Here is a 22,988-nt window from a genome sequence, read left to right on the forward strand (position 1 = left end):
TCAGGGAGCGAAAACGCAATGTCTCATTTGAATTACAACCATCTTTACTACTTCTGGCACGTCTACAAACAGGGCTCGGTCGTGGGGGCCGCAGAGGCGCTCTACCTGACACCACAAACCATCACCGGGCAAATCAAGGCGCTGGAAGAACGACTGCAGGGCAAGCTGTTCAAGCGTAAGGGCCGTGGGATTGAGCCCAGCGAACTGGGCGAGCTGGTGTTCCGTTACGCAGACAAAATGTTTACCCTGAGCCAGGAGATGCTGGATATCGTTAACTACCGCAAAGAGTCTAACCTGCTCTTTGATGTCGGTGTGGCCGATGCGCTGTCAAAACGGCTGGTGAGCGGCGTGCTGGATGCGGCTGTGGTTGAAGATGAGCAAATCCACCTGCGCTGCTTTGAATCTACTCACGAGATGCTGCTGGAGCAGTTAAGCCAGCATAAGCTGGACATGATTATCTCGGATTGCCCAATCGACTCTACCCAGCAGGAAGGGCTGTTCTCAGTGAAAATTGGCGAATGCGGCGTCAGCTTCTGGTGCATTAACCCGCCGCCGGAAAAACCGTTCCCCGCGTGCCTTGAAGAGCGCCGCCTGCTGGTGCCGGGAAGGCGTTCCATGCTCGGACGCAAGCTGCTGAACTGGTTTAACTCGCAGGGGCTAAAGGTAGAAATCCTCGGCGAGTTCGATGATGCGGCGCTGATGAAAGCCTTTGGCGAAGCCCACAATGCGATCTTCGTTGCACCAACGCTGTACGCGCACGATCTCTATTCGGACGACAAGATTACGGAGATAGGCAGAGTGGATAACGTGATGGAGGAGTATCATGCCATATTTGCTGAAAGGATGATTCAGCACCCGGCGGTACAGCGAATCTGTAACCGCGACTACGCGGCGCTGTTTACGCCACCGGCAATCTGAAGGCATAAAAAAACCCGCGTTAAGCGGGTTCTTTAAACAAGCAACAACAAGTAGCGATTAAGCCAGTTTGTTGATCTGCGCGGTCAGGTTTGCTTTATGACGCGCTGCTTTGTTTTTGTGGATCAGACCTTTAGCAGCCTGACGATCCACGATTGGTTGCATTTCGTTAAATGCGTTCTGCGCTGCAGCTTTGTCGCCTGCTTCGATTGCTGCGTATACTTTCTTGATGAAAGTACGCATCATAGAGCGACGGCTTGCGTTGTGCTTACGAGCCTTTTCAGACTGAACGGCACGTTTCTTAGCTGATTTGATATTAGCCAAGTCCAACTCCCAAATATGATCTATGTGGACAATTCAAAGGCCGAGGAATATGCCCTCTTTGCCTTCTTTTGTCAATGGATTTGTGCAAATAAGCGCCGTTAATTAGCGACGCTACGTTACGTAGTGATGGCGCAGGATTCTACCAGCTTGTGTTCCCTGAATACAGCCTTTCGGCATAAAAATCGCAGTTCACGAGCAGATTTTTTCGCTGCGAAAGGTCAGCCTGATGAAATCATTACGGCTTTCTGTTTTGCGCGAACAATCGCCGGTTAACCTTAACCGCCGTACAAGGTATACTTTGGCGATTTTCACTGTTTTGAGCCAGACATGAAGCTGATACGCGGCATACATAATCTCAGCAGAGCACCGCACGGGTGCGTGCTGACCATTGGTAATTTCGACGGCGTGCATCGTGGTCATCAGGCGCTGTTGCAGGGATTGCGTAAAGAAGGGGAGGCCCGTGGCCTACCTGTCGTAGTGATGATTTTCGAACCGCAGCCGCTGGAGCTGTTTGCGGGCGATAAATCTCCCGCCCGTCTCACTCGCCTGCGCGAGAAGTTGCGCTACCTGGCAGAGTCCGGTGTGGACTACGTATTGTGTGTACGTTTCGATCGTCGCTTTGCCGCACTGACAGCACAAAGTTTCGTCAGTGACCTGCTGGTTGAGCGTCTTGGCGTGCAGTTTCTTGCTGTGGGGGATGATTTCCGCTTTGGCGCTGGTCGTCAGGGCGATTTCTTGCTATTACAGAAGGCTGGTCTGGAGTACGGTTTTGACGTCACGAGCGCGATGACCTTCTGTGAAGGTGGCATTCGCGTCAGCAGCACGGCGGTACGCCAGGCACTGGCAGATGATGAACTGGATACGGCAGAAACCCTGCTGGGACATCCGTTCACCATCTCAGGTCGTGTCGTTCATGGTGATGCGCTCGGCCGCACTATTGGTTTCCCGACGGCGAATATACCGCTGCGTCGTCAGGTTTCCCCGGTTAAAGGGGTCTATGCGGTGGAAGTGGCTGGACTGGGCGATAAGCCGTTTTACGGCGTCGCTAACATTGGCACGCGTCCAACTGTCGCGGGTGTGCGTCAACAGTTAGAAGTGCACCTGCTGGATGTTGTAATGGACCTTTATGGTCGCCATATAGATGTGATACTGCGAAAAAAAATACGCAACGAGCAGCGATTTGCTTCGCTGGATGAACTAAAAGCGCAGATTGCGCGAGATGAATTGACGGCCCGCGAGTTTTTTGGGCTTTGAACCCGGCTTAAATGCCTACGTGATAAATACGGAACCGAGAATCTGATGAGTGACTATAAATCAACCCTGAATTTGCCGGAAACAGGGTTCCCGATGCGCGGCGATCTCGCCAAGCGTGAACCGGGAATGCTGGCGCGTTGGACTGATGATGACCTGTACGGCATCATTCGTGCAGCCAAAAAAGGCAAAAAAACCTTCATTCTGCATGATGGCCCTCCATATGCGAATGGCAGCATTCATATTGGTCACTCTGTAAACAAGATTCTGAAAGACATTATCGTGAAGTCCAAAGGACTCGCGGGATATGACTCGCCTTACGTTCCGGGCTGGGACTGCCACGGTCTGCCAATCGAGCTGAAAGTTGAGCAAGAGTTTGGCAAGCCAGGTGAGAAGTTCACCGCCGCAGAGTTCCGCGCGAAATGCCGCGAATATGCAGCCACTCAGGTTGACGGTCAGCGTGCTGACTTTATCCGTCTGGGCGTGCTGGGCGACTGGTCACACCCATACCTGACCATGGACTTCAAAACTGAAGCCAACATCATCCGTGCGCTGGGCAAAATCATCGGTAACGGCCACCTGCACAAAGGCGCGAAGCCGGTGCACTGGTGCGTGGACTGCCGTTCTGCACTGGCAGAAGCGGAAGTTGAGTATTACGACAAAACCTCTCCGTCTATCGACGTGGCGTTCCACGCGGTAGATCAGGATGCGGTGAAAGCTAAATTTGGCGTGTCGTCCGTTAACGGTCCGGTCTCTCTGGTTATCTGGACCACCACGCCGTGGACGCTGCCTGCCAACCGCGCGATCTCCCTGTCAGGTGAGTTCGAATACGCACTGGTGCAGATTGACGGTCAGGCGGTTATCCTGGCGAAAGACCTGGTTGAAAGCGTGCTGAAACGCGCGAATATCGCCAACTATACCGTGCTGGGCACCGTGAAAGGCGACGCGCTGGAGCTGATGCGCTTCAAACACCCGTTCCTGGACTTCGATGTTCCGGCGATCCTGGGCGACCACGTCACGCTGGACGCGGGTACCGGTGCGGTGCATACCGCCGGTGGTCACGGTCCTGACGACTACAACATCAGCCTGAAATACGGCCTGGAAATCGCCAACCCGGTTGGTCCGGACGGCTCATACCTGCCTGGCACCTACCCGGCGCTGGACGGTATCAACGTCTTTAAGGCGAACGACATCATCGTCGATATGCTGCGCACCAGCGGCGCGCTGCTGCACGTTGAAAAAATGCAGCACAGCTACCCATGCTGCTGGCGTCACAAGTCGCCGATCATCTTCCGTGCGACCCCGCAGTGGTTCGTGAGCATGGATCAGAAAGGCCTGCGCGCGCAGTCTCTAAAAGAGATCAAAGGCGTGCAGTGGATCCCGGACTGGGGCCAGGCGCGTATCGAATCCATGGTCGCTAACCGCCCTGACTGGTGTATCTCCCGCCAGCGTACCTGGGGCGTGCCAATGTCTCTGTTCGTGCATAAAGAGACGCAGGAACTGCACCCGAACACCCTGGAACTGATGGAAGAAGTGGCGAAGCGCGTCGAAGTTGACGGTATTCAGGCGTGGTGGGATCTCGATTCCCGCGACATCCTGGGCGCTGACGCAGACAACTACGAGAAAGTGCCGGATACCCTGGACGTGTGGTTCGACTCCGGGTCTACCCACTCCTCAGTCGTTGACGTACGCCCGGAATTTGCCGGTCACGCTGCCGACATGTATCTGGAAGGTTCTGACCAACACCGTGGCTGGTTCATGTCATCTCTGATGATCTCTACCGCTATGAAAGGCAAAGCCCCTTACCGCCAGGTACTGACCCACGGTTTCACCGTGGATGGTCAGGGCCGTAAGATGTCCAAGTCTATCGGTAACACCGTTTCTCCGCAGGACGTGATGAACAAACTGGGCGCGGATATCCTGCGTCTGTGGGTGGCTTCGACCGACTACACCGGCGAAATGGCGGTGTCTGATGAGATCCTGAAACGTGCTGCCGACAGCTATCGTCGTATCCGTAACACCGCGCGCTTCCTGCTGGCGAACCTGAACGGTTTTGATCCAGTGAAAGACATGGTGAAACCGGAAGAGATGGTGGTTCTGGATCGCTGGGCGGTAGGCTGTGCGAAAGCGGCACAGGAAGATATCCTGAAAGCCTATGAGTCTTACGACTTCCACGAAGTGGTGCAGCGCCTGATGCGCTTCTGCTCCATCGAGATGGGCTCGTTCTACCTCGACATCATCAAAGACCGCCAGTACACCGCGAAAGCGGACAGCGTGGCGCGTCGTAGCTGCCAGACCGCGCTGTTCCACATCGCAGAAGCGCTGGTGCGCTGGATGGCGCCGATCATGTCCTTCACCGCGGATGAAATCTGGGGCTACCTGCCAGGCAACCGTGAGAAGTATGTCTTCACGGGCGAGTGGTACGAAGGTCTGTTCGATCTCTCCAGCACCGAAGCGATGAATGACGCTTTCTGGGACGAGCTGCTGAAAGTGCGTGGTGAAGTGAACAAGGTTATCGAGCAGGCGCGTGCGGACAAGAAAGTCGGTGGCTCTCTGGAAGCGACAGTGACTCTGTACGCAGAACCTGAGCTGGCGGCAAAACTGACGGCGCTGGGCGATGAATTGCGATTTGTCCTGTTGACCTCCGGTGCGAAAGTTGCAGATTATGCCGACGCTTCTGCTGATGCTCAGCAGAGCGAGCTGCTCAAAGGACTGAAAGTCGCGCTGAGCAAAGCCGAAGGTGAGAAATGCCCGCGCTGCTGGCATTACACCACTGATGTCGGCAAGGTGGCGGAACACGCAGATATCTGCGGACGCTGTGTAAGCAACGTCGCCGGAGACGGCGAAAAACGTAAGTTTGCCTGATGAGTAAAACTCTCTGTTCAACAGGACTGCGCTGGCTGTGGCTGGTTGTGGTGGTGCTGATTATTGATCTGGGCAGCAAGTTCCTGATCCTCCAGAATTTTGCTCTGGGGGAGACGGTTTCACTGTTCCCGTCGCTTAACCTGCACTATGCACGCAACTACGGTGCGGCGTTTAGTTTCCTTGCTGACAGCGGTGGCTGGCAGCGCTGGTTCTTTGCAGGTATCGCGATCGGTATCTGCGTGGTGCTGGCGGTGCTGATGTACCGTTCGAAGGCAACGCAAAAGCTGAATAACATTGCCTACGCACTGATCATTGGCGGCGCACTGGGCAACCTGTTTGACCGCCTGTGGCACGGCTTTGTGGTCGATATGATCGACTTCTACGTCGGCGACTGGCACTTCGCGACCTTTAACCTCGCCGATAGCGCAATTTGCATCGGTGCGGCGTTAATCGTGCTGGAAGGCTTCTTGCCTAACTCGGCCGCGAAAGAGCAGGCGTAACACACTCGCCCGGTGGTGTAGTGCCACCGGGCAAAACAAGCGAGCAATTTGCATGTCTAAATCCGTACAGAGCAACAGCGCGGTTCTCGTTCACTTCACGCTGAAACTGGATGATGGCTCTACCGCTGAATCCACCCGCAATAACGGCAAACCAGCCCTGTTTCGTCTTGGCGATACCTCCCTGTCTGAAGGTCTTGAACAACAGCTTCTCGGTTTGAAAGAGGGGGAGAAAAAGGCGTTTTCACTGGAGCCGGATGCCGCATTTGGCGTGCCAAGCCCGGATCTGATCCAGTATTTCTCGCGCCGCGAGTTTATGGATGCGGGCGAGCCGGAAATCGGGGCGATTATGCTCTTTACCGCTATGGATGGCAGCGAAATGCCTGGCGTGATCCGCGAAATCAACGGCGACTCCATCACCGTTGACTTCAACCATCCGCTTGCCGGGCGCACCGTCCATTTTGATATTGAAGTGCTGGAGATTGACCCAGTACTGGAGGCCTGAAATGCAGATCCTGTTGGCTAACCCGCGCGGCTTCTGCGCCGGTGTAGACCGCGCTATCAGCATTGTTGAAAACGCGCTGGAGATCTACGGCGCGCCGATTTATGTGCGTCACGAAGTGGTGCATAACCGCTATGTGGTCGACAGTCTGCGCGAGCGCGGTGCCATCTTTATCGAGCAGATTAGCGAAGTGCCGGATGGTGCGATCCTGATTTTCTCCGCGCATGGCGTTTCTCAGGCAGTGCGTAACGAAGCGAAAAGCCGCGATTTGACGGTGTTTGATGCCACCTGTCCTTTAGTGACAAAGGTGCATATGGAAGTGGCGCGCGCCAGCCGTCGTGGTGAAGAGTCGATTCTGATCGGCCACGCGGGTCATCCGGAAGTTGAAGGCACTATGGGCCAGTACAGCAACCCGGAAGGGGGCATGTATCTGGTTGAGTCACCGGAAGATGTCCTGACGCTGAATGTGAAAAACGAAGCCCGTCTGTCGTTTATGACCCAGACGACGCTCTCCGTGGACGATACCTCTGACGTGATTGACGCCCTGCGTCAGCGTTTCCCGAAAATCGTCGGGCCGCGTAAAGATGACATCTGCTACGCGACCACTAATCGTCAGGAAGCGGTGCGTGCACTGGCTGAACAGGCGGATGTGGTGCTGGTTGTTGGCTCGAAGAACTCCTCTAACTCCAACCGCCTGGCCGAGCTTGCGCAGCGTATGGGGAAAGCGGCATTCCTGATTGACGATGCAACGGACATTCAGGAAGCGTGGGTGAAAAATGCGGCCTGCGTCGGCGTTACCGCAGGCGCTTCCGCGCCGGATATTCTGGTGCAGAACGTGATTGTCCGTCTGCAGGAGCTGGGCGGTGGCGAAGCGATACCGCTGGAAGGACGCGAAGAGAACATCGTTTTCGAAGTCCCGAAAGAACTGCGTATCGACGCCCGCGAAGTGGAATAGTTTACTCTCTGTCTGGAAAATGCCGGTGGCGAAAGCTACCGGCATTTTTGTTTCTGGTTAACTGTGATTCACCATCAAGATTGGTGCCTTCATCGACAGGTTAATCGTTTAATCTGATAGGCTGATGTTGCTGTTCTCCTTGGGCCGGAGATGACTATGGAACCAGAAATTATTCTGCCACCTCAGGTGGCATGGGCTACTGGGGCGCTAGCCAGAGGCCCGCTTGTTCGCAAGACAACCCGCCTTGCCGATCTTCCCTGCATCTTCGCTAACCGCGAGGAGTGGAGGTGTCGCGACCCCCAACAAAGCGTATACGACGTTGAGGTACTGGAATCCCCCATGGCTGAGGGGGCGCTCTACGTTGGTGTCACGCACCTTCATGCAGGTAAAGTTGGTGATGAGTTCTTTATGACGCGTGGTCATTTTCATGCGCGCCGTGAACAGGGGGAAGTCTATTTTGGCCTGCGTGGCAGCGGCTTACTGTTGTTGCAAACGGAGGCGGGCGATGCGCGTATTGAGCAGGTAGCAACAGGGTCGGTACACATTATTCCTCCTTTTACGGCGCACCGTTTGATCAACACCGGTAATGAGACGCTCTCCTCGCTGGCCGTTTGGCCAAGCGTCGCGGGGCACGACTACGCGGCGCTGGCAGAGGGTTTCGCTCTGCGAGTCTTTGCCGCCGGGCAAGGTGTCGAGGTGCGTCATGTCTGACTATGGCCTTGATATGACCATTACCCATCAACCGCTGGGTTTTAGCTATGGTGATGATGTCACCGGGCCGATGCCGGAAATCCGTAGTCTGGATCAGATTCGCCCGTCACTACGCGATCCTGACTGTCAGGGGCCGGATCAGGTGTATGCCATCGCCATGGATGTCGCGCGACTGATGGACAGACCGGAGCTGGAAAAACGGATGTTGCTCTTTGGTGTGGTTACCTACGCTGCAGGTACGCTCGGCGATGAGCCAATTCGCAGCCAGGGGCATGTCCACCGCATCAGCCAGCATAGCGGATGGTCACCGCCGGAGCTTTATGAGATCTGGCAAGGTAAAGCGATTATTTACATGCAGGAGTACGTCGAGGACGATCCCGGACGCTGTTTTGCCGTTTTAGCGGGGCCAGGAGAAAAGGTGCTGGTGCCACCTGGCTGGGGTCATGCGACTATTTCGGCCTCGCCTGATACTCCGCTGACTTTTGGTGCCTGGTGCGATCGTGAGTACGGCTTTGAATATGACGCGGTTCGCGCGCGCAAGGGGCTGGCCTGGTATCCGCTGGTTCAGGGAAAAAATATTATATGGCAGCATAATAGCCACTATATGGCAGGGCGGTTACAGATGATCACACCGCGTCGTTACAGTGAGTTTGGTATTACGGACGCGCCTATTTATCAGCAGTTTATTGACGATCCGGCTCGGTTTCAGTTTATCTCGCGCCCGGACAGAACGGCAGAGCTGTGGCACCATTTCCATCCATAAAAAAAGCCGGGGCAGAGCCCCGGCTTTTTTATCCTGCAAACACCCCGGTTGCCACGCCAAGCGCTGCGAGTACCAGCAGTAGAACCATGGCTTTGACTGGCGACACGCCGCGTTTTGCCATCAGGTACCAGGTACCCAGCACCACCACCAGCGGAAGCAGTTGCGGGAAAATACCGTCCAGCATCTGCTGCACGTGAATGTTAACGCCGTCGCGGGTGATGAACTCCAGCCCGGTACCGAGCTTCACATAGCTGGCCGCCACGCCGCCCATGACGAATACGCCCAGCAGGGAGAGCGCTTCCCGTAGCCGGGTGGATTTGCTGCTGACCAGCATCTCCACGGAACCAGATCCCATCTGGTAGCCTTTAAGAAACAGGAACCATGAGCCCGGGATAATAATGGCCAGCCAGGCAACGGTATAAAACAGCGGGCCAAGGATGTTCCCGCCTGCCGCCAGCGCCATCCCGATGCTCAGGAGGATGGGGATTAGCATTCCGGGGATCATCGAATCACCGATCCCTGCTATCGGCCCCATCAGGCCCACCTTCAGGGTGTTGATGGTTTCACCATCAATCGGCTCGCCGTTGGCTTTCTTCTCTTCCAGACCCAGCGCCATACCGTTAACAATCGCGCCAATTTGCGGCTCCGTGTTGTAGAACGACGCGTGGCGACGCAGCATCTCGGTGCGTTGTGCGGCATCGGGATAGAGTTTTTTTGCCACCGGCAGCATGCTCAGGCAGAAGCCGAAGGATTCCAGCCGTTCAAAGCTCATTGAAGAGAGGTTGTGCATCATCCACGCCCGCCAGCAGCGGCGCAGATCTTTGCGGGTCAGTTTACGTTCTTCCATCAGAATTCATCCTCGTCGTCAGGGACTGGTGCAGAGGCCACGGCCTGCGGCGTCTCAGGTTTGTAGTTGTAATGAATCAGCGCCAGCAGGGCGCCCACGATCACCAGCGCAACCATATTGAGTTTCAGGAAAACGATGCAGACGAAGCCCACCAGGAAATAGATGAGCATGGTGTAGCTTTTGATGATCTGCTTAAGCAGGATGGCAATACCGACGGCGGGCAAAATACCGCCCAGCACGTTCATGGTCGAGAGTACGATCTGCGGCAGGCTGTCCATAAAGCCGCTAATGTATTGCGCGCCAAAAAAGACGGCGATAAACGTGGGGACAAAGCGCAGCACAAAATTCATCACCTGTGGCCATATGGCGCTGTTGAGGTAGATTCCTCGCTCATCGCCATTTTCCAGCGCGACATCCGCCCGATGATTCCAGAATGAATTGAGCACCATCATCGCATTGAAGAGAATGGTTCCGGCGATACCGATAGTTGCTGCCAGTGCGACGGCAACCTCAGGTCCTTTGCCGGAAAGGATCCCCAGCGCAATGGCTGGATAAGCCACAAAGTTTAAATCTGCTGGCATCGAGCCGCCGGGGGTCACCATCGCGATATACACTGCCTGCACCGCTACGCCAATCATAATTCCGGTTTTGATATCGCCCAGGATCAGGCCAACCAGCATCCCGGAAATAAGCGGTCGGGAGATGAGATACCAACCGCCAGTCAACCCTAAAAGCCACGGACTGCTGAGTGCACCCAGATAACACAGCAGGCCAATTAATGACGCTTCGATAAACATGATCCGCTCCTTATTTCAGCTTTTGTCTGGCGTCCTGCCAGGTATAAAAACTGGCATCTGGAACCAGGCGGAATTCAATCGCGTGTCCCTGGACGGTGAGCCACTCGAACGCCGCCGCTTCATCTTTCGTGACCGATTGATTCGGGCCGATGGTGATCGTGTTAGCGCGAGCGCTCATCGGCCCCACGTTGATTTTCCCGTTGCTGTTTTTCAGGCTAATGCCTGCCTGTTCAATTCGCTGCAGCGTAAGCGGCGATTTGCCTATCACAAAATACCGCTTCTCGCTGGCAATCACTTTGGGCAGTTTTTCAATCGCCGTTGCGGTATCGAACAGCCACACTTTGGTGTCAGAGACGGCGCCTTTCATGACCGACGACAGCAGCGGATCGGCCGCAACGGCATCATCAATGGCAACGATGCCGTCACAGGGCAGCTCTTTGGCCCAGCGTGTGATGAGCTGCCCATGGATCACGCGATCGTCGATGCGAACAAAAGAAATACTCATATGCAGCTCCTTAAAAATCGTCTGTCGGTTCAGAATCTATCTGTTTCGCCTGTACCAGCGTCGGCAGAGTGAGTTGGATTATTTGCGCGGCAGCATGATGAACATCGCGTGCCATCATCACCTCGTCGGTTTGCAGCAGCATCGGGAAGTTGACCCCCGCGACCACGGCGACAGGTGGATGTGTATGCTGGTTAAACGCGACCTCGCAAGCCACATTCCAGGGCGTGCCGCTTTGCATATCACACAGCACCAGCACGCCATCAGCATTTATGCTTGCTGCTTCCAGCGTGGCGCAAAAGTCACGGCGGAAGCCCTCTATCCCTGCCTGTTCGGTCAGACAAACGGCGTGCACGCCGGGCAGATCGCCATAAACCATCCGGCCGCTCTCCAGCAGAGCGCTGGCAAGCGGACCGTGGGTGGCGACAATAAAATGAATCATCGTTAACTCCTTACCCAGGCTTTGATAGTCGCCAGTGGTTGGCTGGAGGAATTGGCGGGCGGTGAAATGCGATATTCACCGACGCTTGCCGGAATGATGAAGGTTTCGGCGTAATGGACGGTGAAAGGTGCAAACGCACCGGTTGGGCTATCGACAATGGCTTCGTCTCCCTCCACGAGATTCAGCACATTCACACCGCCACCGGTATGATGCAACACGGGTTCGCTAAACCAGTGACGACGGGTTTCGATAAATTCTCGCTCGTGCAGCCCCGTTCGTTCTTCGCGCCAGTAATTTCCTTCTGCGATAGGTTCAAACTGATTCACCAGATGCTGATGCACCCACTGCGTGTCGCGCTGCCAGTCGATCACCTTTTCACCGTGGTCCAGGTGTACCGGGCGCGGCAGACCGTCCAGCCCAAGGCGGCCCCAGTCCCATAGTTTGAAGGTGAAGATATACGGCGTAGCGCTGATCTCCAGTACCATGGTCCCGGCGCCGGAGCAGTGCACTGTGCCTGCAGGGATCAGGAAATGGTCGTGTTTTTTGGCCGGGATTTGATTAACGAAACGGGCATCATCAAACGGTTTTTCACCGCGCCCCGCACGCCTGAGATCGTCCATCATGTCCTTAGGATCTATACCGGTTTTGGTGCCCAGATAAACAACGGCATCTGGCCTGGCGTCCAGGATGTAATAGCTCTCATCCTGGGTGTAATGCATCCCGAACTGTTGCTGGATGTACTCGGTAACGGGGTGGACCTGGAAGCTTAGGTTTTGGCCGCCAACGGTATCGAGAAAGTCAAAGCGAATCGGGAACTCCGCGCCGAAACGTGCGTGAACTTTCTCACCCAGCAGAGCGCGAGGCTCAAGCAGAACCAGATCCTGAGAGGGGATCTCGATCCGCACTGCGCCAAAACGCAGTAACAGGCTGTTTTCCTCGGGCACACAGTCAAAACACCATGCGTAATTGGGTGCAGAGGGATCGAGATCGAATTGTTGTTTCATCCACTGGCCGCCCCAGATTCCGGGGTCGAAAAAGGGGACTACGCGGAAAGGCTGCGAGGTCGTTTGTTCAAGCCCGGCACGCAGGGCTTCGCCGCTGACCATCGCGGGCTGGTTTGCCCGGGTTGTATCCAGTAAAAAATCGGCGCGTTTGAGAAGCGGCGTTTTGTGGCGATCGAAGACTCTCCATTCGATAAAAAAGGCGCGTTTGTAGCGACGAAGGATATCTTCATGCTGATTCTCTACGCCCCAGTTCCCCATCTCACCGCTGCGCATACGCTGCTGGATCTCCCATCGAGGAAGATCGGCATACACCAGCACATCACCCGGATGGACGAGCGCCGCACCGGGGCCGTAAATCACAATCAGCCCTTCAGAGCATTGGCTCACCTGAGCCTGCAATGTTTCCAGACGAGTGGGATCGAAAAACTCACCGAGCTGGTGGCAGGAGAGTACGCCAAAGACGCGATCGTCGGTGAGGTTGCGTGCCAGCATTTCATGAATGGTGCGCTCATCCTGTCGCGCTTGTTCGACATTGATTGTGAGTGTCGGACGCAATTGCGGCAGCAAAGCGTTCTCAAGTTCGGTCATGCGCACGCCTGGATAGCAATCAATCACCAGTACGGTGCGGCTGCACTGTCGGGTTTTTGCATCAAGGCTGCTGATAATCGCCTCCCAACCTTGCCAGGCGCTGTCGTCATAACCCTGAATCATCACCGTGGGGAATTTGTCGTAAGTTGTCATCTTATCCTCCGTAATCGTTATTTAAGGTTATTCGATTAACCGCATTTGAGAAGAGTGGTTAACGCGATTAACCCGCCATAAATACGAATGGGATCCTGATTGATAGCCGTAATGTGAAGAGACTCACAGGGAAAAATGCAAAAAAAAAGGTTATTCGATTAATCTGTAGTGAAGACTAAGGAGACAACATGACAGGAATCACGCTGGCAGATGTTGCGAAGTACGCAGGGGTATCTACGGCAACGGTATCAATGGTGCTGTGCAATAAAGGGCGCATTTCGCAAAGCACACGCGAAAGGGTACTGAAGGCGCTGGATGAATCGGGCTATGTCTATAACCAGACGGCGGCAAACCTGCGAAACCGCAGCAGTAATCAGGTGGGGCTGCTGTTGCATGACATCACCAACCCTTTCTACGGCGAGATGACCGCCGGCTTAAGCCATGAGATGGAGCGCCATGAGCTGATGCTGTTTCTGGCAAATAGCGAAGAATCCGCCGAGCGACAGCAAAAGTTTGTTGATTCGCTGATGCGTAACAACGTGGGTGGCATGGTGCTCTGTGCCGCCCGCGAAACGCCCCAATCATTTTTTGATAGCCTGAAGCGACGCAATATTCCGGCGATTATGGTTGTACGACCGCTTAGCGATCCGGGGTTCGATTTTGTTGGAACAGATAACTTTCTTGGCACCCAAATGGCGACCGAACATCTTTTAAAAATGGGACACCGGCGGATCGCATTTATCGGCGGTAGCCAGAATTCGGGGTCACGGGCGCAGCGTATTGGCGGATTTACCAGTAAACTTCTGGAATACGGTATTACGCCGAATCCGGCCTGGATTGTGACTTCACAGGCCAGCCAAAGCGATGGTGCACGGGTGGCAGAGAGTTTGCTGACCGATAATCCGGAAATCACCGCCGCGATTTGTTATCAGGATATTGTGGCCCTCGGGGTTATGCAGTGTTTACGCAAATTGAACCGGGAACCCGGACGTGATTTTGCCCTGGTGGGATTCGATGACATCACCGAAGCGGCGCTGGTTCAGCCTGCACTCACGACGGTATCTGTCGCCGCGAAAGAGATTGGGCGCAAGGCAGGAGAGTTGCTGTATAGCCGCATGCAAGGAAATGATGAACCGGCAAAACGGATTATCCTTCCCCCCGCCCTCGTGGTGCGGGAATCCTGCGGTTTTCGCTGATCGTTATGCTTTTTACTGATATTTCTTCCTGTTTATCATTAAATTCTAATTATTGGTGTTTTCAGTTGGCAGCACAGAGCAAGGCTGGTTAATCTGAAAACGGTTTACATCATTTTAACGTAAGAGAATAACTATGCATGATGCACAGATCCGTGTCGCGATTGCGGGCGCGGGTGGACGTATGGGCCGTCAGCTGATTCAGGCGGCGCTACAGATGGATGGTGTGGCGCTGGGTGCGGCCCTGGAGCGTGAAGGTTCCTCACTTCTTGGTGCCGACGCAGGTGAACTGGCGGGGGCGGGAAAGACGGGCGTTACCGTCCAGAGCAGCCTTGACGCGGTTAAAAATGACTTCGATGTGTTCATCGACTTTACCCGCCCGGAAGGGACGCTGACGCATCTGGCGTTTTGCCGCCAGTACGGCAAGGGAATGGTCATCGGTACTACCGGTTTTGACGACGCAGGTAAGCAGGCCATTCAGGACGCATCAAAAGAAATTGCGATTGTCTTTGCTGCGAACTTTAGCGTGGGCGTAAACGTCATGCTCAAGCTGCTGGAGAAAGCGGCGAAGGTGATGGGCAACTATACCGACATTGAGATTGTTGAAGCGCACCACCGTTACAAAGTTGATGCGCCATCAGGTACGGCGCTGGCAATGGGTGAAGCGATTGCTCATGCACTTGATAAAGATTTAAAAGACTGCGCGGTCTATACCCGCGAAGGTTACACCGGCGAACGCGTGCCGGGAACCATTGGCTTCGCAACCGTGCGAGCGGGTGACATCGTCGGCGAACATACCGCGATGTTCGCCGATATTGGCGAGCGTGTTGAAATTACGCATAAAGCCTCCAGCCGTATGACCTTTGCAAACGGTGCCGTACGATCTGCTTTGTGGTTAAAAGGCAAAAGAAATGGTCTTTTTGATATGCGGGATGTGCTTGATCTCAACAATTTGTAGAGCTTATTACCCATCGTGATGTGGTTATTGCAGTCGTAATTACTTGATTGCATAGGGCAATAATTTATTGCCCTTTTATTTTACCTGTTTCATTGTCTATTCTCTATTTTTCATCCAAAAACACGCTTTTAAATCTCTTTTTTCGTTGCTGAAATGTAAATTTTGACCATCTGGTCTACTTTTTATAGTTCTCACCCCAGATTTCTCATTAAACTTGCCGCGCAAGCGTTTTCTGCGGTGATTTACCTGATCTTTTTGTCGGTTAAGCCGCCTTTGGGTCTCCAGGCTTGCAAAAGAACAAACAAAATCTCCGTTTTAAGTTGACTTTTACCTACCAAATCTCCAGAATGCCGCCGTTTGCCAAAAATCCGCTGGCAACACATTTGCATTGATCCATGACATGGTTATGAATTAATATGCAAATAAAGTGAGTGAATATTCTCTGGAGGGTGTTTTGATTAAGTCAGCGCTATTGGTTCTGGAAGACGGAACCCAGTTTATCGGTCGGGCCATAGGGGCAACAGGTTCGGCGGTTGGGGAAGTCGTTTTCAATACTTCAATGACCGGTTATCAAGAAATCCTCACTGATCCTTCCTATTCTCGCCAAATCGTTACTCTTACTTATCCTCATATCGGCAATGTCGGCACCAATGCGGCTGACGAAGAATCCTCTCAGGTACATGCGCAAGGTCTGGTCATTCGCGACCTGCCGCTGATTGCCAGCAACTTCCGCAATACCGAAGACCTCTCTTCTTACCTGAAACGCCATAACATCGTGGCGATTGCCGATATTGATACCCGTAAGTTAACGCGTCTGCTGCGCGAGAAGGGTGCACAGAACGGCTGTATCATCGCGGGTGATAACCTGGATGCTGCCCTGGCGCTGGAAAAAGCGAAAGCCTTCCCGGGCCTGAACGGTATGGACCTGGCGAAAGAAGTGACGACAGCCGAAGCCTACAGCTGGACGCAGGGGAGCTGGACGCTGGAAGGCGACCTGCCGGAAGCGAAACCAGAAAGCGAGCTGCCGTTCCACGTTGTTGCCTACGATTTCGGTGCCAAGCGCAATATCCTGCGCATGCTGGTTGACCGCGGCTGCCGCCTGACGGTGGTTCCGGCACAGACCTCTGCCGAAGACGTGCTGAAGATGAATCCGGACGGTATTTTCCTGTCCAACGGCCCGGGCGACCCGGCTCCGTGCGATTACGCTATCAACGCTATTAAATCCTTCCTGGAAACCGATATCCCGGTCTTCGGTATCTGTCTCGGCCATCAGCTGCTGGCGCTGGCGAGCGGTGCGAACACCGTTAAGATGAAATTCGGTCACCACGGTGGTAACCACCCGGTGAAAGATATCGACAACAACACGGTGATGATCACCGCGCAGAACCACGGTTTTGCTGTCGATGAAGCCTCAATGCCGGCTAACCTGCGCGTGACGCATAAATCACTGTTCGATGGCACCCTGCAGGGTATCCACCGTACCGACAAGCCAGCGTTCAGCTTCCAGGGTCACCCTGAAGCCAGCCCGGGCCCGCACGATGCCGCACCGCTGTTCGATCACTTCATCGAACTTATTGAGCAATACCGTAAGACCGCTAAATAATCAGGAGCTGAGAAGACAATGCCAAAACGTACAGACATAAAAAGCATCCTGATCCTTGGCGCTGGCCCGATTGTTATCGGCCAGGCCTGTGAATTTGACTACTCCGGCGCGCAGGCGTGTAAAGCCCTGCGCGAAGAGGGTTACCGCGTAATCCTGGTAAACTCTAACCCGGCAACCATCATGACCGACCCGGAAATGGCTGATGCAACCTACATCGAGCCAATTCACTGGGAAGTAGTGCGCAAAATCATCGAAAAAGAGCGCCCGGATGCGGTACTGCCAACGATGGGCGGCCAGACGGCGCTGAACTGTGCGCTGGAGCTGGAGCGTCAGGGCGTGCTTGCCGAATTCGGCGTAACCATGATTGGTGCGACCGCCGACGCGATTGATAAAGCAGAAGACCGTCGTCGCTTCGACGTGGCGATGAAAAAAATCGGCCTCGACACCGCGCGTTCCGGTATTGCACACAACATGGAAGAAGCGCTGGCCGTCGCGGCTGACGTGGGTTATCCATGTATCATCCGTCCTTCCTTCACCATGGGCGGCACCGGTGGCGGTATCGCTTACAACCGCGAAGAGTTCGAAGAGATTTGCGAACGCGGTCTGGATCTCTCCCCAACCAAAGAGCTGCTGATTGATGAATCGCTGATTGGCTGGAAAGAGTACGAGATGGAAGTGGTGCGTGATAAAAACGACAACTGCATCATCGTCTGTTCCATCGAAAACTTCGATGCGATGGGGATCCACACCGGTGACTCCATCACCGTGGCACCTGCCCAGACCCTGACCGACAAAGAGTATCAAATCATGCGTAACGCCTCGATGGCGGTACTGCGTGAAATCGGCGTGGAAACCGGCGGTTCTAACGTACAGTTCTCGGTGAACCCGAAAACCGGACGCCTGATTGTTATCGAAATGAACCCGCGTGTATCCCGTTCCTCGGCGCTGGCCTCTAAAGCCACCGGCTTCCCGATTGCCAAAGTAGCAGCAAAACTGGCGGTGGGTTACACCCTCGACGAGCTGATGAACGACATCACCGGCGGCCGCACCCCTGCGTCTTTCGAACCGTCTATCGACTACGTTGTGACGAAAATTCCTCGCTTCAACTTCGAGAAATTCGCCGGCGCAAACGACCGTCTGACCACTCAGATGAAATCGGTCGGCGAAGTGATGGCAATTGGCCGCACCCAGCAGGAATCCCTGCAGAAAGCGCTGCGTGGCCTGGAAGTGGGCGCGACCGGCTTTGACCCGAAAGTGAGCCTGGACGACCCGGAAGCGCTGACAAAAATTCGCCGCGAGCTGAAAGACGCGGGCGCAGAGCGTATCTGGTATATCGCCGATGCCTTCCGCGCAGGCCTGTCTGTGGACGGCGTCTTCAACCTGACCAACATCGACCGCTGGTTCCTGGTGCAGATTGAAGAGCTGGTGCGTCTGGAAGAGAAAGTGGCGGATCTGGGCATCAACGGTCTGGACGCTGACTTCCTGCGCGTGCTGAAGCGTAAAGGCTTCGCCGATGCGCGTCTGGCTAAGCTGGCAGGCGTGCGCGAAGCGGAAATCCGCAAGCTGCGTGACCAGTTCAACCTGCACCCGGTTTACAAGCGTGTCGACACCTGTGCGGCAGAATTCTCTACCGATACCGCGTACATGTACTCCACGTATGAAGATGAGTGCGAAGCGAACCCGTCAGTCGACCGCGACAAAATTATGGTGCTGGGCGGTGGCCCAAACCGTATCGGCCAGGGCATCGAGTTCGATTACTGCTGCGTTCACGCCTCTCTGGCGCTGCGTGAAGACGGTTACGAAACCATCATGGTTAACTGTAACCCGGAAACCGTATCGACTGACTACGACACCTCTGACCGTCTGTACTTTGAGCCGGTAACACTGGAAGACGTGCTGGAAATCGTGCGTATCGAGAAGCCAAAAGGCGTTATCGTGCAGTACGGCGGCCAGACCCCGCTGAAACTGGCGCGCGCGCTGGAAGCGGCTGGCGTACCGGTTATCGGTACCAGCCCGGATGCGATTGACCGTGCAGAAGACCGTGAGCGTTTCCAGCAGGCGGTTGACCGTCTGAAACTGAAACAGCCGGCAAACGCCACCGTAACTGCGATTGAACAGGCCGTTGAGAAGGCGAAAGAGATTGGCTACCCACTGGTGGTGCGTCCTTCTTACGTACTGGGCGGCCGCGCGATGGAAATCGTTTATGACGAAGCCGACCTGCGTCGCTACTTCCAGACTGCGGTAAGCGTCTCTAACGATGCGCCAGTGCTGCTCGACCGCTTCCTGGACGATGCAGTAGAAGTGGACGTTGATGCTATCTGCGATGGTGAAATGGTGCTGATTGGCGGCATCATGGAGCACATCGAGCAGGCTGGCGTTCACTCCGGTGACTCCGCCTGTTCTCTGCCAGCGTACACCCTGAGCCAGGAGATTCAGGACGTGATGCGCCAGCAGGTACAGAAGCTGGCCTTCGAGCTGCAGGTTCGTGGTCTGATGAACGTCCAGTTCGCCGTTAAAGACAACGAAGTGTACCTGATTGAAGTGAACCCGCGTGCGGCACGTACCGTACCGTTCGTCTCCAAAGCGACCGGTGTTCCACTGGCGAAAGTGGCGGCGCGCGTGATGGCAGGCCAGACGCTGGCTCAGCAGGGCGTAACTAAAGAGATCATCCCACCGTACTACTCGGTGAAAGAAGTGGTACTGCCGTTCAACAAATTCCCGGGCGTTGACCCACTGTTAGGGCCAGAAATGCGCTCTACCGGGGAAGTAATGGGCGTAGGCCGCACCTTCGCAGAAGCCTTTGCGAAGGCGCAGCTGGGCAGCAGCTCCACCATGAGAAAATCAGGCCGTGCGCTGCTCTCTGTTCGCGAAGGCGATAAAGAGCGCGTGGTTGACCTGGCTGCCAAGCTGCTGAAACAGGGCTTCGAGCTGGATGCGACCCACGGTACGGCGATTGTGCTGGGTGAAGCAGGTATCAATCCACGTCTGGTGAACAAGGTGCATGAAGGCCGTCCGCACATTCAGGACCGTATCAAGAATGGCGAATACACCTACATCATCAACACCACGGCGGGCCGTCAGGCGATTGAAGACTCCAAGCTGATTCGCCGCAGCGCGCTGCAGTACAAAGTGCACTACGACACCACCCTGAACGGCGGTTTCGCAACAGCCATGGCGCTGAACGCGGATGCCACCGAGAAGGTGATTTCGGTGCAGGAAATGCACGCGCAGATTAACAAGTAAGTAAAAATGCCCGGCAGCACTCTGTTGCCGGGCATTATCCCCACCTTCAGAACCTTCTGGTTTTCCATCCACATTCAGTCAGTTAGCCTAAAATGGTTAGGTCGATAACGAAATCCAACTGAATGCAGGGGAAAACACCATGCAAAATAAATTACTGATCGCTTCCGTTCTGGCTGCTACGACAATGTTTACCGTTGTGGGCTGTTCGTCTAATCAGGCCGTAAAAACCACCGATGGCAAAACCATTGTCACCGACGGCAAACCGCAGGTGGATGACGATACTGGGCTGGTGTCGTATAAAAACGCCGAAACCGGTCAAACCGAGCAGATTAACCGTGACCAGGTAAAATCTATGGGCGAGCTGGATAACTAATTCAGAATTCTGCCGTTAGCCCGTCAATAATATTCACTATTAGCCTGCTGAATTACTGACTACACTCTTTTGTTAAAAGAAAGCAGTAACAACAGGCTAATCAATGATTCTGATAATTTATGCACATCCCTATCCGCACCACTCGCATGCGAATAAGCGGATGCTTGAGCAGGTAAGGACGCTTGATAACGTAGATATACGTTCCCTCTATCAACTTTATCCCGATTTTAATATCGACATCGCCGCTGAGCAGGAAGCGGTTTCGCGCGCTGATCTGATCATCTGGCAGCACCCTATGCAGTGGTACAGCACCCCTCCGCTCCTGAAACTGTGGATTGATAAAGTCTTCTCCCATGGCTGGGCATATGGTCATAACGGCCATGCACTGAAGGGCAAAAACCTGATGTGGGCGGTCACGACCGGCGGTGGGGAAAGCCACTTTGATATTGGTTCCTTCCCCGGTTTTGACGTCCTGGCACAGCCGCTGCAGGCCACCGCGCTCTATTGCGGGATGAACTGGCTTCCGCCTTTTGCGATGCACTGTACTTTTGTATGCGACGATGAAACGTTGCAGGCGCAGGCTCGTCATTATAAACAACGCTTACTTGAGTGGCAGGAGGCGCACCATGGATAGCCATACGCTGATACAGGCGCTGATTTACCTCGGCGCGGCGGCGCTGATTGTGCCCGTGGCAGTACGTCTGGGGCTGGGGTCTGTCCTCGGCTACCTGATTGCGGGTTGCGTCATTGGGCCGTGGGGCTTTCGTCTGGTCACGGATGCAGAGGCGATTCTCCATTTCGCTGAAATTGGCGTCGTGCTGATGTTATTTGTGATTGGCCTGGAGCTCGACCCGCAGCGTTTGTGGAAACTTCGTGCCTCGGTATTTGGCGGTGGCGCGCTGCAAATGGTGGCCTGTGGCCTGCTGCTGGCTGGGTTCTGCATTCTGTTGGGAATGGACTGGAAAGTGGCTGAGCTTATCGGCATGACGCTGGCGCTCTCCTCGACGGCCATTGCTATGCAGGCCATGAACGAGCGAAATCTGACTGTCTCTCAGATGGGGCGCAGTGCGTTTTCGGTGCTGTTGTTCCAGGATATTGCTGCTATTCCGCTGGTGGCAATGATCCCGCTGCTGGCGGCAAGTGGTTCCTCTACGACGCTTGGCGCTTTCGCGCTGTCGGCATTGAAGGTGGTAGGGGCGCTGGCGCTGGTGGTTCTGCTTGGCCGCTACGTGACTCGCCCGCTGCTGCGGTTTGTTGCCCGCTCAGGACTGCGTGAAGTCTTCAGTGCGGTGGCACTGTTCCTGGTGTTCGGTTTTGGTCTGCTGCTGGAAGAGGCCGGTCTGTCGATGGCGATGGGAGCGTTCCTCGCAGGCGTTCTGCTGGCGAGTTCTGAATATCGTCACGCGCTGGAAAGCGATATAGAACCGTTTAAAGGGCTACTGCTGGGACTGTTTTTCATCGGTGTGGGGATGTCAGTCGACTTCGGCACGCTGGTGACACATCCGCTGCGGATCATCATCCTGCTGGTCGGTTTCCTTGCCATTAAAATGGCGATGTTGTGGTTGATTGCCCGTCCGCTGAAGGTGCCGGGCAAACAGCGTCGCTGGTTTGCCGTGCTGCTGGGGCAGGGAAGCGAATTTGCGTTCGTGGTCTTTGGTGCGGCGCAGATGGCAAACGTGCTTGAGCCTGAGTGGGCGAAAGCGCTGACGCTTGCCGTGGCGCTGTCGATGGCGGCGACGCCAGTTCTGCTGGTGGTGCTAACGCGTCTGGAAAAATCGGGTAGCGAGCAGGAGCGGGAAGCTGATGAAATTGACGAAGAACAGCCGCGGGTGATCATCGCCGGATTCGGGCGCTACGGGCAGATTGTAGGTCGTTTACTGCTGTCGAGCGGGGTTAAAATGGTTATCCTCGATCACGATCCTGACCATGTCGATACCCTGCGTAAATTTGATATGAAAGTCTTTTACGGGGATGCGACCCGTGTTGATCTGCTGGAGTCTGCCGGGGCGGCAAAAGCCGAGGTGCTGATTAACGCCATCGACGATCCAGAGACCAGCATGCAGATGGTGGAACTGGTAAAAGAACATTTCCCGGAGCTGACCATTATCTCCCGTGCACGCGATGTGGATCATTATATCCGCTTGCGACAGGCGGGCGTCGACGCACCTGAGCGTGAGACGTTTGAAGGTGCGCTGAAATCTGGTCGTATAGCGCTGGAAAATCTGGGGCTTGGCGCGTATGAAGCGCGAGAGCGTGCAGACCTGTTCCGCCGCTTCAATACCGATATGGTAGAAGAGATGGCAGCGATGGCGGGTAGTACGGCCACTGAGCGTGCTGCAGTGTTTAAACGTACCAGTGCGATGCTGACAGAGATCATCAATGAAGATCGTAATCATCTGTCGCTGATCCAGCGTCACGGCTGGCAGGGCACGGAAGAGGGCAAGCACACAGGTAACCCGGAAGACGAACCAGAGAGTAAACCCTCAGTGTGAAGAGGTGTTG

The 22,988-nt window shown here is 54.8% G+C and carries 21 protein-coding genes and 1 pseudogene; 16 read left to right on the forward strand and 6 right to left on the reverse strand.

Annotated features, from left to right (window positions below; translation table 11 throughout):
• Positions 1-18 precede the first annotated feature (18 nt).
• The gene (gene nhaR, locus AAHF05_RS03265) at positions 19-918 is read left to right on the forward strand and encodes a transcriptional activator NhaR (protein ID WP_029740864.1); all 900 of its coding nucleotides are present in this window, start codon (positions 19-21) and stop codon (positions 916-918) included.
• Positions 919-975: 57 nt separating this feature from the next.
• Here the strand turns inward: nhaR and rpsT are convergent, their stop codons facing one another.
• Positions 976-1,239, reverse strand: coding sequence for a 30S ribosomal protein S20 (gene rpsT, locus AAHF05_RS03270; RefSeq protein ID WP_003856458.1), 264 nt, complete (start codon positions 1,237-1,239; stop codon positions 976-978).
• Between the two features lie 101 nt (positions 1,240-1,340).
• Between rpsT and AAHF05_RS03275 the strand changes: the two are divergent.
• The 8 genes and pseudogenes from AAHF05_RS03275 to AAHF05_RS03310 all read left to right on the forward strand — a co-directional run bounded on the left by AAHF05_RS03275 (position 1,341) and on the right by AAHF05_RS03310 (position 8,783).
• Positions 1,341-1,559, forward strand: a pseudogene (locus AAHF05_RS03275) (DUF2575 domain-containing protein).
• A 7-nt stretch (positions 1,560-1,566) separates the two neighbouring features.
• The gene (gene ribF / locus AAHF05_RS03280; RefSeq protein WP_028016631.1) at positions 1,567-2,493 is read left to right on the forward strand and encodes a bifunctional riboflavin kinase/FAD synthetase; all 927 of its coding nucleotides are present in this window, start codon (positions 1,567-1,569) and stop codon (positions 2,491-2,493) included.
• 45 nt (positions 2,494-2,538) lie between these two features.
• Entirely contained in the window at positions 2,539-5,355 is a 2,817-nt protein-coding gene (gene ileS / locus AAHF05_RS03285) for an isoleucine--tRNA ligase (RefSeq protein ID WP_028016632.1), read from the forward strand.
• Entirely contained in the window at positions 5,355-5,855 is a 501-nt protein-coding gene (gene lspA, locus AAHF05_RS03290; protein WP_028016633.1) for a signal peptidase II, read from the forward strand. The genes ileS and lspA overlap by 1 nt, the downstream gene beginning before the upstream one ends.
• Positions 5,856-5,907: 52 nt before the next feature.
• Complete coding sequence (gene fkpB / locus AAHF05_RS03295; RefSeq protein WP_013095528.1) at positions 5,908-6,357, forward strand: FKBP-type peptidyl-prolyl cis-trans isomerase; 450 nt, start codon at positions 5,908-5,910, stop codon at positions 6,355-6,357.
• 1 nt (position 6,358) lies between these two features.
• The gene (gene ispH / locus AAHF05_RS03300; protein ID WP_129323956.1) at positions 6,359-7,309 is read left to right on the forward strand and encodes a 4-hydroxy-3-methylbut-2-enyl diphosphate reductase; all 951 of its coding nucleotides are present in this window, start codon (positions 6,359-6,361) and stop codon (positions 7,307-7,309) included.
• A 156-nt stretch (positions 7,310-7,465) separates the two neighbouring features.
• Positions 7,466-8,020: a glucose-6-phosphate isomerase family protein gene (locus AAHF05_RS03305; RefSeq protein ID WP_129323955.1), complete on the forward strand. Its 555-nt coding sequence runs from the start codon at positions 7,466-7,468 to the stop codon at positions 8,018-8,020.
• Positions 8,013-8,783: a glucose-6-phosphate isomerase family protein gene (locus tag AAHF05_RS03310; protein WP_129323954.1), complete on the forward strand. Its 771-nt coding sequence runs from the start codon at positions 8,013-8,015 to the stop codon at positions 8,781-8,783. The genes AAHF05_RS03305 and AAHF05_RS03310 overlap by 8 nt, the downstream gene beginning before the upstream one ends.
• Positions 8,784-8,811: 28 nt before the next feature.
• Here AAHF05_RS03310 and AAHF05_RS03315 read toward each other — a convergent pair whose 3' ends face one another.
• Genes AAHF05_RS03315 through AAHF05_RS03335 form a run of 5 tightly spaced genes read right to left on the reverse strand, consistent with a single transcriptional unit; the run spans position 8,812 to position 13,116 of the window.
• Complete coding sequence (locus AAHF05_RS03315) at positions 8,812-9,630, reverse strand: PTS system mannose/fructose/sorbose family transporter subunit IID (protein WP_028016637.1); 819 nt, start codon at positions 9,628-9,630, stop codon at positions 8,812-8,814.
• Complete coding sequence (locus AAHF05_RS03320; protein ID WP_049005239.1) at positions 9,630-10,427, reverse strand: PTS sugar transporter subunit IIC; 798 nt, start codon at positions 10,425-10,427, stop codon at positions 9,630-9,632. The genes AAHF05_RS03315 and AAHF05_RS03320 overlap by 1 nt, the downstream gene beginning before the upstream one ends.
• A gap of 10 nt (positions 10,428-10,437) precedes the next feature.
• Positions 10,438-10,932: a PTS sugar transporter subunit IIB gene (locus tag AAHF05_RS03325; protein WP_028016639.1), complete on the reverse strand. Its 495-nt coding sequence runs from the start codon at positions 10,930-10,932 to the stop codon at positions 10,438-10,440.
• A 10-nt stretch (positions 10,933-10,942) separates the two neighbouring features.
• Positions 10,943-11,371 (reverse strand): PTS sugar transporter subunit IIA, encoded by a 429-nt coding sequence (locus AAHF05_RS03330; RefSeq protein ID WP_049005240.1) that lies wholly within the window; start codon positions 11,369-11,371, stop codon positions 10,943-10,945.
• Between the two features lie 2 nt (positions 11,372-11,373).
• A complete protein-coding gene (locus AAHF05_RS03335) occupies positions 11,374-13,116 on the reverse strand; it encodes a class I mannose-6-phosphate isomerase (RefSeq protein ID WP_129323953.1) in 1,743 nt (580 codons plus the stop codon).
• A 188-nt stretch (positions 13,117-13,304) separates the two neighbouring features.
• On the opposite strand from AAHF05_RS03335, the gene AAHF05_RS03340 reads away from it, so the two are divergent.
• The 7 genes from AAHF05_RS03340 (at position 13,305) to kefC (ending at position 22,978) form a co-directional block, all read left to right on the forward strand.
• The gene (locus AAHF05_RS03340) at positions 13,305-14,312 is read left to right on the forward strand and encodes a LacI family DNA-binding transcriptional regulator (protein ID WP_129323952.1); all 1,008 of its coding nucleotides are present in this window, start codon (positions 13,305-13,307) and stop codon (positions 14,310-14,312) included.
• Positions 14,313-14,445: 133 nt separating this feature from the next.
• Positions 14,446-15,267 (forward strand): 4-hydroxy-tetrahydrodipicolinate reductase, encoded by an 822-nt coding sequence (gene dapB / locus AAHF05_RS03345; RefSeq protein WP_129323951.1) that lies wholly within the window; start codon positions 14,446-14,448, stop codon positions 15,265-15,267.
• 454 nt (positions 15,268-15,721) lie between these two features.
• Positions 15,722-16,870 (forward strand): glutamine-hydrolyzing carbamoyl-phosphate synthase small subunit, encoded by a 1,149-nt coding sequence (gene carA, locus AAHF05_RS03350; protein WP_129323950.1) that lies wholly within the window; start codon positions 15,722-15,724, stop codon positions 16,868-16,870.
• Positions 16,871-16,888: 18 nt separating this feature from the next.
• A complete protein-coding gene (carB, locus tag AAHF05_RS03355) occupies positions 16,889-20,113 on the forward strand; it encodes a carbamoyl-phosphate synthase large subunit (RefSeq protein WP_028016645.1) in 3,225 nt (1,074 codons plus the stop codon).
• A gap of 139 nt (positions 20,114-20,252) precedes the next feature.
• Complete coding sequence (locus AAHF05_RS03360) at positions 20,253-20,486, forward strand: YgdI/YgdR family lipoprotein (RefSeq protein ID WP_108089547.1); 234 nt, start codon at positions 20,253-20,255, stop codon at positions 20,484-20,486.
• Between the two features lie 103 nt (positions 20,487-20,589).
• Positions 20,590-21,120 carry a glutathione-regulated potassium-efflux system oxidoreductase KefF gene (kefF, locus tag AAHF05_RS03365; RefSeq protein WP_129323949.1) on the forward strand — a complete coding sequence of 177 codons (531 nt, stop codon included), beginning with the start codon at positions 20,590-20,592 and terminating at the stop codon, positions 21,118-21,120.
• Positions 21,113-22,978: a glutathione-regulated potassium-efflux system protein KefC gene (gene kefC / locus AAHF05_RS03370; protein ID WP_129323948.1), complete on the forward strand. Its 1,866-nt coding sequence runs from the start codon at positions 21,113-21,115 to the stop codon at positions 22,976-22,978. The genes kefF and kefC overlap by 8 nt, the downstream gene beginning before the upstream one ends.
• Positions 22,979-22,988: the final 10 nt, after the last annotated feature.

The organism is Enterobacter adelaidei, from assembly GCF_041937165.1.
GTDB classification, from domain to species: Bacteria; Pseudomonadota; Gammaproteobacteria; order Enterobacterales; family Enterobacteriaceae; genus Enterobacter; species Enterobacter adelaidei.